At 59.1% G+C, this 8171-nt stretch carries 9 protein-coding genes; all 9 read right to left on the bottom strand.

What is annotated here, in order from left to right:
• Window positions 1-125, bottom strand: a 125-nt coding sequence (locus tag AB4Z51_RS20140; protein ID WP_441497818.1) for an NAD-dependent epimerase/dehydratase family protein, incomplete at its 3' end; no start/stop codon positions are given.
• A gap of 71 nt (window positions 126-196) precedes the next feature.
• Window positions 197-1306: a DegT/DnrJ/EryC1/StrS family aminotransferase gene (locus AB4Z51_RS20135; protein ID WP_135215039.1), complete on the bottom strand. Its 1110-nt coding sequence runs from the start codon at window positions 1304-1306 to the stop codon at window positions 197-199.
• A 122-nt stretch (window positions 1307-1428) separates the two neighbouring features.
• On the bottom strand, window positions 1429-1947 hold the full coding sequence (locus AB4Z51_RS20130; protein ID WP_135215038.1) for an acyltransferase: 519 nt from the start codon (window positions 1945-1947) through the stop codon (window positions 1429-1431).
• 30 nt (window positions 1948-1977) lie between these two features.
• The gene (locus AB4Z51_RS20125; RefSeq protein WP_135215037.1) at window positions 1978-3480 is read right to left on the bottom strand and encodes an oligosaccharide flippase family protein; all 1503 of its coding nucleotides are present in this window, start codon (window positions 3478-3480) and stop codon (window positions 1978-1980) included.
• A gap of 34 nt (window positions 3481-3514) precedes the next feature.
• Window positions 3515-4564, bottom strand: coding sequence for a Gfo/Idh/MocA family protein (locus tag AB4Z51_RS20120; RefSeq protein WP_135215050.1), 1050 nt, complete (start codon window positions 4562-4564; stop codon window positions 3515-3517).
• Between the two features lie 139 nt (window positions 4565-4703).
• The gene (locus AB4Z51_RS20115) at window positions 4704-5747 is read right to left on the bottom strand and encodes a glycosyltransferase family 2 protein (RefSeq protein WP_441497815.1); all 1044 of its coding nucleotides are present in this window, start codon (window positions 5745-5747) and stop codon (window positions 4704-4706) included.
• 14 nt (window positions 5748-5761) lie between these two features.
• Window positions 5762-6268 (bottom strand): glycosyltransferase, encoded by a 507-nt coding sequence (locus tag AB4Z51_RS20110; protein ID WP_135215035.1) that lies wholly within the window; start codon window positions 6266-6268, stop codon window positions 5762-5764.
• The gene (locus AB4Z51_RS20105; RefSeq protein WP_135215034.1) at window positions 6265-6771 is read right to left on the bottom strand and encodes a UDP-N-acetylglucosamine--LPS N-acetylglucosamine transferase; all 507 of its coding nucleotides are present in this window, start codon (window positions 6769-6771) and stop codon (window positions 6265-6267) included. Before AB4Z51_RS20105 ends, AB4Z51_RS20110 begins: the two co-directional genes overlap by 4 nt.
• A gap of 440 nt (window positions 6772-7211) precedes the next feature.
• Window positions 7212-8075, bottom strand: coding sequence for a glycosyltransferase family 2 protein (locus AB4Z51_RS20100; RefSeq protein WP_135215033.1), 864 nt, complete (start codon window positions 8073-8075; stop codon window positions 7212-7214).
• Window positions 8076-8171: the final 96 nt, after the last annotated feature.

Raw genomic sequence — 8171 nt, 5'->3', positions numbered from 1 at the left:
CTGATCATGTTGTCGAACGCGACGATCTCGATGCAATTCTCGTCGCATAGGAGGTCAACGATATGTGAGCCGATGAATCCGGCGCCGCCAGTGACCAGAATTCGTTTCCCCTTCAGATCAGCCAAGCCGCTCTCCCTTTGTTGAGTTATTGAGCCAAGCCGAAAACGGCCCTAATGAAGCCGGTCATTCGCCGAGCCTAGGCGGCATCGACGAATGCGGATTTCTCCAACGCTGCTGCCACTTCGTTCACTTGTTCCAAGTGCAGCTCCGGAAAGATCGGAAGCGAGAGGAAACGATTGGCCAAACTTTCGGTGACCGGAAAATCGCCGGTGCGATAGTCGAGATTGGCGTACGCCTTCTGCAGATGGACTGGCACGGGATAATGAATGCCCACGCCGATGCCGGCTTCCTGGAGCGCGCTCAGCACCTCGTCGCGACGGGGCAGGCCAACCGCATAGACGTGGTAGACATGTCGGCTGTGCTCGGGCGGCCGCGGCCTCGCAATAGGAAGCTTCGCCGTGAGACGATCATACTGTACGGCCAGCGATCGGCGCGATTCGGTCCAGGATTCGATGTAGTTCATCTTCACGTTCAGCACCGCGCCCTGGATGCCGTCCATGCGATAATTGTAGCCCGCGACGACGTGATTGTACTTGGCTTCCTGTCCCCAATCGCGCAACAGCGAAACCTTCCGCGCGAGCTCCGGCTGACTCGTCACAATCGCGCCGCCTTCGCCATAAGCTCCGAGATTCTTGCCTGGATAAAAGCTGAAGCAGCCGAAATCACCGATCGACCCTGCGCGCCGTCCCTTGTATTCGGCGCCATGAGCCTGAGCTGCGTCCTCGATCACGATCAGCCCGCGACGCCGCGCGATCTCCATGATCGGATCCATGTCGGCCATCAAGCCGTGCAGATGAACCGGCAGGATCGCCTTGGTCCGTGGCGTGATCGCGGCCTCGATCAGGGCTGGATCCATTGTCCAGGTAACTGGGTCGACGTCGACGAAGACCGGCTTAGCGCCGCTGTACAGCACCGCCGCGGTCGTCGCGACGAAGGTCATCGACACGGTAATGACCTCGTCGCCGGGGCCAACACCGGCCGCGAGCAGGGCCAGATGCAGTGCCGAGGTGCCGCTACTGACCGCGCTGCAATGACTGGTGCTGCAATAGTCGGCAAAACGCTTTTCGAAGGCCGTCACTTCCGGGCCCAACACGAATTGCGTGCTCTCGATCGCACGCGCGACCGCGGCATCGACTTCCGGCTTGATTTGGCGATACTGAGCTTTCAAATCCAAAAACGGTATCAATGTCTTGATCCCTAACTGTCAGGCGTCCGATCTGGCCGCGTCTATTATAAATTTAAATGGATGAATATAATTAAATCAATCGAGAAACAAATAAAATGTATCGTTGTTCGCGGGAGAACGATTTATTGGTAACCGGCACCGGCGAGGCGCGCCGCCTCGATCAGAGGGCCTGCCTTGGAGCTGGGGACGATGCGAGCGGGCACGCCCGCCACGGTCGCGCCGGCCGGAACATCCTTTGTCACCACTGCACCGGCACCGACAATGGCGCCGGCTCCAATGGTTATGCCGCACAGGATTGTCGCATTGGAGCCGATCGACGCTCCCTTGCCGACACGGGTCGGTTCGACGGTCCAATCGGCCGCGCCCTGTGGCCGGCCATCTGCCGTTGTCGCCCTCGGATACTTGTCGTTGGTGAACATGACGCCGTGCCCGATGAACACCTCGTCCGCGATGCTCACGCCTGAGCAGATGAAACTGTGCGATGAGATCTTGCACCGGGCACCGATTTTCGCTTCGGCCTGCACCTCGACAAATGTGCCGAGCCTGGTCTCGTCCCCGATCGAGCAGCCGTAGAGGTTAACAAGATCCGGATGGAATATCCGTACGTCACGACCGAGCTGTACATCTTTTGCAATAGGCATCGCAGCTTCTCCAAACGCTACACGAAAGTCTTAGCATACATCGCGGTCTCCCTGGGCCACCGGGACCGGGACCCGGCCAGTGGAGCGCCAGGCGGTGGACACCAAGCGGGAAACGGGTGCCTTCAGCTCCGGCAGCAGCGGATGCTGTACCGCGAACAGGGCGGCGAGCCACATCGCTGCGACTGCCCCGCAGGCTACGAAAATGCCCGCCACTGGTCCAATCAGGCCGTGCTCGACCAGCGCTGCGCAGATCGCGACCGTTGCGCAGCAGCAGAGGGCGACCATGCCGCTCTTGCGCAGCGCATGAACGAAATCGGTGAACCGCAGATCGAGATGTCGACTGACAAAGGAGATTGCCACGGCGGCCTGGAATGGCAATGTCAGCATTGCCGATCCCGCCACGGCTTCGACGCCAAAGAACGATGCGATAAAGATGATCAGGAGCGACGGCGGCAGCGAGATCAGCGACGACAGCAGCGTGTCGCGGACGCTGCCCGCGGCAACCAGGACGGGGTATGTGAGGCAGGCAGCGAACAGCGAAAGCTGAGCGATGCAGAGCAGGCGGACCAGCGGAACCACCTCCAACCAGGATGGGCCGAGCCAGACGAGAATGATTGGTTTCGCCATCAGAGCCATGAAGATCAGAAACGGCCAATACAGGACAGTCAGAAGCGAGGTCGCGTGGAGATAGAGGCGTTTGAGGTCTGCGCCGGCTTTGGTCTGGGCAAAGATGGCCGGCATGATCACAGGGCTGATTACCTGGATCACGAGCTTGTCGAACACCTGGGTCAGGGTGCAGGCGCGGCTGTAAAGGCCGACAGTCGTGAAATCCAGCATCCGGGCAAGGAACAACTGCGGTGCTGAACTATAGAACACGTTGATGAGGACTACGCCGCTTGAATAGAGGCCGAACCTGACGACCTCGGGGTAGCCCTGCAACGACGGCCGGAAAATGCGTAGATCTCGTCGGTTGCCCATCAGATAGACCGTCTGGACCACACTTCCGGCGATCATTCCCCAGATCGGCGCAAGATAGCTATAGCCCATCTTCGCGAGCGCGATTGATACGCAGACCATCGTGAAATTGCAGGCAAGATTGCTGGCCGCGACGACGCCGAACTGCATGTCCCGACGATACAGCGCGATGATCGTCGTCGAGAACGGGGTAACGATGAAATTGAGGACGGCAACGGCGATACCAGTCGCGGGTCCCTGAGCGCCGAGCGTCGATCCGACAACGCCACCCAGCAGATAGAGAAGAAGCCCGATCGCGACGGACAAGCCAAATGTGATGGTAAAGGCGGTCCTGACGTTAACTTCCGACAGGGATGCTTTCTGAATGAGATAGTTGGCGCCGCCGAATTCCTGGGAAGAGGTCGAGAACACCGACGTGATTGCGAGGACGACTGCATAAATGCCGAACTCCTTGGGAGTCAGCAGTCTCGACAAAATGCCAATCGAGACAAGGAACAGCAGCAGGCTCGCGTAACGCTCGAGCGCCGAAAAGAAAATCGAACGTTGCACAGCGTTCATCGCGAGCCTTCGCAGCTATAGGCCGGCACCTGCCTCAGGCAATCGCCCTGACGTGCTCCGGAATCCTCCGCGGCTGCTTCAGCCGGACCGGCCGGCCGTGATCGGCGATCGAACGCGATGCCGCCTCCAGCACCTCAATGACCCGCAGGCCCGACAAGCCATTGGAAACCGGCGAGGCGCCGGTGGTCACGCATTCGACGAAGTGCTGGACCTCCGTTAGCAGCGCCTCCTTCGTGGAGATATTGGGCGCCCACATGTCGCCGGCCCGATATCCGATCCGGAATTGATGCGTATTCTCGGCTTGCGGGTTCAGCGTGATGCCCTTGTCGTAGACCTTGATCTTCTCGGTGGGCTCGAGGTCGTTATAGGCGATCATCTTCTTGCTGCCGCCGATGAAGGTCTGACGCACCTTGACTGGGGAAAGCCAGTTGACGCTGACATGCGCAACGCACTTGCTCTCGAAGAACAACGTGATGTGCGCCATGTTCTCGGGCGAGCCGGCCACATGGCACGACCCCGTCGCCGAAACCGCAACCGGATCCTCTTCGAGGAGATATTGGATGATTGAGAGGTCGTGAACCGCCAGGTCCCAGATCACGTTCACGTCGCTCTGGAACAGGCCGAGGCTCGATCGCGTGCTGTCGTAATAGAAAATCTCTCCGAGCTGGTCTTGCTGCAGGAGCTCGCGGATCTTCTGCACCGCCGGGGTATAGAGGAAGGTGTGGTCCACCATCAGAGTCAGGCCACGCCGATCGGCCTCGTCGACGAGGTGACGCACCTGGTCGGACGTCGGGGCAAGCGGTTTCTCGACCAGCACATGCTTTCCTGCTTTCAACGCTGCCAGGGCCAGCTCATAGTGAGTATGAACGGGCGTTGCGACCGCTATGGCGTCGATCTCCGGATTACGCAGAAGCTCGCTGAAATCCGACGTCGTGGTGATTTCGGGGTGGCGGCGCGCGCAGGTAGCCAGCTTTTCTGCGTCAAGATCGCTGACGCTGACAACGCACGACGACTCGTTGCTCGCGAAATTGCGGACGAGATTCGGTCCCCAGTATCCATATCCGACAATGCCGATTCCAATCATTTGCAGGCCCCTTAATATTCGATGTGTGAAAAGATCCAAGAGTGCGGAGTTTTCGCTCGTACTGTTCGACTGAGGTAGAAAACGCGATCGAGCTCGCTTCCCGCCACGACAAGCCTCGGTAAAAAAGAAGCTTGGGCAATCATTTTGGCTCGCTCCCGGTGAAGTGGAATACGAGCGCTGCTTTCGCTGCCGCCGATTTGTGCCAGCTACCATTATCGCGCTTGAYGACGGACAAGACGAACCACGCAATCATGCGAACGAAGTTCGATGCGATGTAGATCAGTTTGAGCAACCACCACGACGCCAATCCGAGGTTCTTGCGATGATAGATCATCGCGCTCTTCTGTAGCTGGACGAACATCTTTTTGCTGGCTTGCTTGGTGCTCTTGGCACCTCCGTCAAGATGAACAATGCGGGCGCTAGGCGTGAATACGCGCCGCCAGCCGGCCTGCGCAAACCGATAGCACCAGTCCGCTTCCTCCGAATAAACAAAGTAGGCCTCGTCCATCAGTCCGACCTGCGCGATCGCTTCGCGACGCACCAGCATGAACATGCCCGTGACGACATCGACGTCTCGCTCGCTCCGGCGGTCCCACCAGCTAAACTCTGGCCGGCCGAACAGACGCGAGCGCGGGAAAGCCCGCGACAACCCCGAGAGCGCAAGGAAAAGGTTGAAGGGACTTGGGAATGAAAAGCCCGTCGGCGTGATTCGATCTTCGGCCTCGAGCACCTGACATCCGACAACACCTACATCGAGATGGAGATCGGCGTAACGAACGCTGTGGGAGATGGCGTCGTCGAGTACGACCGTATCCGGATTTAGCAGGAGGGTATATCGTGCCGAAGCAAGCTGCATGCCCTGGTTGCAGGCTGCAGCAAAGCCACGATTTTCTGCGTTTGCGATCAAGGTCACGTCCGGAAATTCGGCGCGGACCATGTCGGCAGAGCCGTCTTGGCTGTTGTTGTCTATGACGAACACTCGAAAGGAAACACGCTGCGTCTGCTCAAAGACGGAGCGTAGGCAGCCTCTTAGGATGTCGCGAGTATTCCAGCTCACGATGACAACTGCGACGTCTGTCTCACTGACGCGAGGTGCCGAGACCGTCCGTAATTGACGCAAATCGCCGCAACTATCGCTGCGCAGCTGGCGGCTCGGYACAACCGATTGGGCTTGAGACTCCATATCATTCACCTGCGCTAAAGCGCATCCCCGTCGAGACGAACATGCCCCGTCTCGATGAATGTCCGGATTGCCCCGATCAGGTGCGACGACGCCTGTGGATCGAGCCGATCTTGGTCGCAAGAGACTTCCAGTTGATCCAGCTTGAGTGACAGCTCCTGTTCGTCGAACGCGACTTCGATTCGGCCTTGTTCGGAGAATCGCGTTGCGGTTGCGACCTGATGATCGTTCCGGTGCTCGCCCAGGCTTGCCCGTCGCGGCATGACCAGGATTCGCTTTCCCAGCTCGAGGGCGGTGATGATGGAGCCCATGCCGGCGTGCGCGATGACCAGGCTTGCCGACTCAACACGCCTCCGAAACTCGCCGGGATCGATGAAGCGTTCAGCGCTGATATTCTCGTAGCGATAATCTGACGGCCCGATTTGAGCGAATACGTCGGGCTTTCCGCGCATACCGGCCCATTCGTCGACGGTCCGTACCAGCCGGTCAAAATGTCCCTGCGTACCGACTGTCACAAAAATCATAGCACCGATCCCGCGTAGTGGGGGCCTTCGGGGCGTGCCAGATGCGGCCACTGCGTCAGCCAGAGGTCTGCTGAGTGACCGACCCATGCTCCGGACATTGAAAGCTGTTCGACATTGGCAATGCTGTCGAGCCAAACGGTGCGTGCGCCCAACAGCCGTCCGAGCCGAAGTGCCAGATATCCGGGAGCAGCGCCCGTAGAGACCACGATATCGGGGCGCTCCCTCCAAACGACTGAGCTGAGCCGTGCCGCTGTCTTCATCAGCGCAATCTTGCTCCAGCGGTTGGCATCGTTGACCACATAAAAATTGTGACCTGGCACTTGTGCGCGATACGAGTCGTGAACGGTGACGTAGCTGACCTCGCATCCCTCAAACGCGTGTCTGATGCGCATCAACTGAACCCAGTGGCCGCCGCCCGAAGCAACCGCCAGCACCTTCGGACGGGCGCTGTGCGTTGCAAGTGCGCGTATTTGATCGTTCTGTAGCCCGTTGCTTTGGAGCATTATTTCCCCTCGAACCCTAAAGCCGAAGTAGGTGCTGCCGCGCCAGATAATCCTTATAACGCATATTTAATATATTAAATACCGAAAAGGAAGCGATTTATTCGAAATTAATAACAGGGTTAAATGAGGCGATCGGGCGCCGGCGACCAGGACGGCCGCCGCCAGGGCGTGGGCGTCGGGTGGGGCCGCGCGTCCATTTCGCCTCGGCCAGCTATCGCGAGCGAGATTTCAGGGGGAGGGCGGTCGCCGCTCAAGCTTACGGTTGGCTGGCATGGAAAGAGGTGGGCGCTGGAGGCAACCCATTTGGCCGCTCGTCGTGGATGCGATTTGGACGGGGCGACCGCACTCCCTCCGTTCGATCGCGGACATGCCCGCCAGACTGCCGTTACGCTCGAACGACTTCCCAAGTCGACGCGATTGCGAGCGCAATTGACACCGCGTCATTTTTTGGACGCATCTGCTGACAACGCAGCGCGAGAACTCTCATCGCGTTGCCAGACGGCGGTTCTCGCGCGGGAGCGCGCCTTTGCCCTGTAACGGGCGACAATGTTTACATAGCAGAAGACCGATAGCCCGGGCCAGAGAAGGGGGTTTGCGAACAATCCTAGCAGCGTTCGGCTGTTAGTCTCGCCCCTGTTGCCGGTAAGCTCCGGAAAGCGACGGATAACCTCGGCTGTGCCGGCGTGAGCGCGCGTCCTTACGGCGATCAGCTGGCCGATGGTGCGGGCCGGGAATACCTTGGATTTAATCGTCGTAAGCGTCTCACGCTCGTCCGGCCTAAACTGGAGGCGAACGAAGGTGTCGTCGGCAATAACATCCGGGAATTGAGAGAACCGTCTGCGCCCGGCTTCGGACAGCGCGTAGACGCCAGATCCGCCAAAGCCTTCGCGCGCCGAGGGCAGGCGGTCTCGAATGGAAAAATACAGACGGACCAGCCGGGAGCAGCCGGTCAGGTCGATATCGGGCGTCGGTGCTACGGCCAGCACGTCGCCCCGCCTGAGCCGGTCCGCCAGCGCCCGAACAGCATCGATAGTAATGACGATATCGGCGTCGACGTAAATCCGCGGGAAGATGTTGGAAATTTGGTCGCCAAGGTTCAGTGCGTGGATCTTGCTTGCAATCTCGGTTTCGACCACGCGAACGGTTGGACCGATACGGCGAGCGATGCTCGCCGTATCGTCTGTGCACCCGTTGCAGACAACAACTGCGCTGATGTCCTCAGAACCCGAGCCGGTGACCCACGGTTTCAAGGTTCGTGCAATCACCGTGCTTTCGTTATGCGCTGGGACGACTATCGAAATCATGACCGCTCGGCCAGAATGAATCGCCGTGCCTGAACTTGAATAAATGAGACCCGGGCCATTGCAAATCGCATACTTCACCGTGCCAGGGTTTCGGCC

Source organism: Bradyrhizobium sp. 2TAF36 (assembly GCF_052114925.1).
GTDB lineage: Bacteria > Pseudomonadota > Alphaproteobacteria > Rhizobiales > Xanthobacteraceae > Bradyrhizobium > Bradyrhizobium barranii.
The sequence above is the reverse complement of the archived record's forward strand: the minus strand, read 5'-3'. Positions and strand labels throughout refer to the sequence as shown.

Excerpts from the sequence above, each read along its gene's own strand:
- AB4Z51_RS20130 (WP_135215038.1), bottom strand. The coding sequence starts at position 1,947 with ATGCCTATTGCAAAAGATGTACAGCTCGGTCGTGACGTACGGATATTC.
- AB4Z51_RS20125 (WP_135215037.1), bottom strand. The coding sequence starts at position 3,480 with ATGAACGCTGTGCAACGTTCGATTTTCTTTTCGGCGCTCGAGCGTTAC.
- AB4Z51_RS20120 (WP_135215050.1), bottom strand. The coding sequence starts at position 4,564 with ATGATTGGAATCGGCATTGTCGGATATGGATACTGGGGACCGAATCTC.
- AB4Z51_RS20110 (WP_135215035.1), bottom strand. The coding sequence starts at position 6,268 with ATGATTTTTGTGACAGTCGGTACGCAGGGACATTTTGACCGGCTGGTA.
- AB4Z51_RS20105 (WP_135215034.1), bottom strand. The coding sequence starts at position 6,771 with ATGCTCCAAAGCAACGGGCTACAGAACGATCAAATACGCGCACTTGCA.
- AB4Z51_RS20100 (WP_135215033.1), bottom strand. The coding sequence starts at position 8,075 with ATGATTTCGATAGTCGTCCCAGCGCATAACGAAAGCACGGTGATTGCA.